The 1,930-nt window shown below is 62.7% G+C and carries 1 protein-coding gene and 2 pseudogenes; all 3 read left to right on the top strand.

The features are described from left to right. Positions 1–700: HAD-IC family P-type ATPase (locus AWB67_RS37025; protein WP_125477856.1), on the top strand; the 700-nt coding region annotated here is incomplete at its 5' end. Between the two features lie 55 nt (positions 701–755). Beyond that, positions 756–1,336, top strand: a pseudogene (gene kdpC, locus AWB67_RS37020) (potassium-transporting ATPase subunit KdpC). Further along, positions 1,336–1,930 (top strand): annotated as a pseudogene (locus AWB67_RS37015) (histidine kinase); the annotation flags it as partial. The pseudogenes kdpC and AWB67_RS37015, both read left to right, overlap by 1 nt.

Below are 1,930 nucleotides of genomic sequence, written 5' to 3'. Positions count from 1 at the left end.
GGGCGGCATCAAGGAACGCTTCGCCGAACTGCGAAAGATGGGCATCAAGACCGTGATGGTGACGGGCGACAACCGGCTGACGGCTGCGGCGATCGCGGCCGAGGCAGGCGTCGACGACTACCTTGCCGAAGCGACGCCGGAAGCCAAGCTTGCGACGATCCGCGGGCATCAGTCAGAAGGGCGCCTGGTCGCGATGACGGGCGACGGCACCAACGATGCGCCGGCGCTCGCGCAGGCCGATGTCGCGGTCGCGATGAACTCCGGCACGCAGGCGGCGAAAGAGGCCGGCAACATGGTCGACCTGGATTCGAATCCGACCAAGCTGATCGAGATCGTCGAGATCGGAAAGCAGATGCTGATGACGCGCGGCTCGCTCACTACCTTCTCGATTGCGAATGACGTGGCGAAGTATTTCGCGATCATCCCGGCCGCATTCGCCACGACGTATCCGCAACTGCGTGTACTCGATGTGATGCATCTGACCTCGCCCGCCTCGGCGATTCTCTCGGCGGTGATCTTCAACGCGCTCATCATCGTGTTCCTGATTCCGCTGGCGCTGACGGGCGTCAAGTATCGCGCATTGGGTGCAGCGGCCCTCCTGCGGCGCAATCTGCTGGTATATGGGCTTGGCGGGATCTTGCTGCCTTTCCCGTTCATCAAGCTGATCGACATGGTTTTGACGGGCTTTGGCTGGGCCTGAATGCATATCGAGTGAATAGCCTCAATCGACAGAAACAACCCTAGAGTCAATCATCATGAAAAATATCATTCGTCCCGTGCTGGTGCTGTTCGCCGCGATGACGGTCATCACCGGCGGTCTGTATCCGGTGGTCGTCACCGCGATTGGCCACGCGGCTTTCGCCGATCAGGCGAGCGGCAGTCTGATCGTGAAGGACGGCAAGGCGGTCGGCTCCGAGCTGATCGGCCAGCAGTTCGACGCGCCTCAATACTTCTGGGGACGCCTGTCGGCCACGGCGCCCAATCCGTATAACGCACAGGCATCGAGGGCTCGAACCTCGGACCGACCAACCCAGCGCTCGCCGACGAGGTGAAAGGCCGTCTCACCGCACTGCACGACGCCGATCCGTCGAACACCGCACCCGTGCCGGTCGATCTCGTCACGTCCTCGGGCAGCGGGCTCGATCCGGAGATCAGCCCGGCGGCGGCCGCGTATCAGATCGATCGTGTCGCGAAAGCGCGCAAGCTGGCGCGCAACGACGTCGACGCCCTCGTGCAGCGCAATACGAACGGCCGCCAGTTCGGCGTTCTGGGTGAAGCGCGCGTGAACGTGCTGAAGCTCAACCTCGCGCTCGATGAACTGAAGCCCGCGCAGTGATGGACCGCCCCGATCCCGATGAACTGCTCGAAAAGATCCAGCGCGACGAAGAGAAGCGTCAGGGGGGTCGGCAAGACGTTTGCGATGTTGCAGGCCGCGCGCCGGCGACTGGACGAGGGCATCGACGTGGTGGCAGGGATTGTCGAGACGCATGGACGCAGGGAAACGCTTGCGTTGCTCGACGGTCTCGAAGTACTGCCCGCGGCGCACATCGAATATCGCAACCGCAAGCTCGCCGAGTTTGACGTCGACGCGGCCCTCGCGCGCAAGCCGCAACTGATTCTCGTCGACGAACTCGCGCACTCCAACGTGCAGGGCGCCCGGCATGTGAAGCGATGGCAGGACGTGTACGAACTGCTGGACTCGGGCATCGATGTGTACACGACCGTCAATGTTCAGCATCTGGAGAGCCTGAACGACATCGTCGGGCGGATCACAGGCATCCGCGTGTGGGAAACCGTTCCCGACCGCGTATTCGATCTGGCCGACGAGGTCACCCTGGTCGATCTGCCCGCTGAGGAACTGCTCGAGCGACTGCGTGAAGGCAAGGTCTATCTGCCGCAGCAAGCCGAACGTGCGGTGCGCAACTTCTTT

Origin of the sequence: Caballeronia terrestris, assembly GCF_001544515.1 — a bacterium.
GTDB classification, from domain to species: Bacteria; Pseudomonadota; Gammaproteobacteria; order Burkholderiales; family Burkholderiaceae; genus Caballeronia; species Caballeronia terrestris.
Note: the sequence above shows the minus strand (reverse complement) of the source record. Positions and strands in the feature narration are given on the sequence as shown.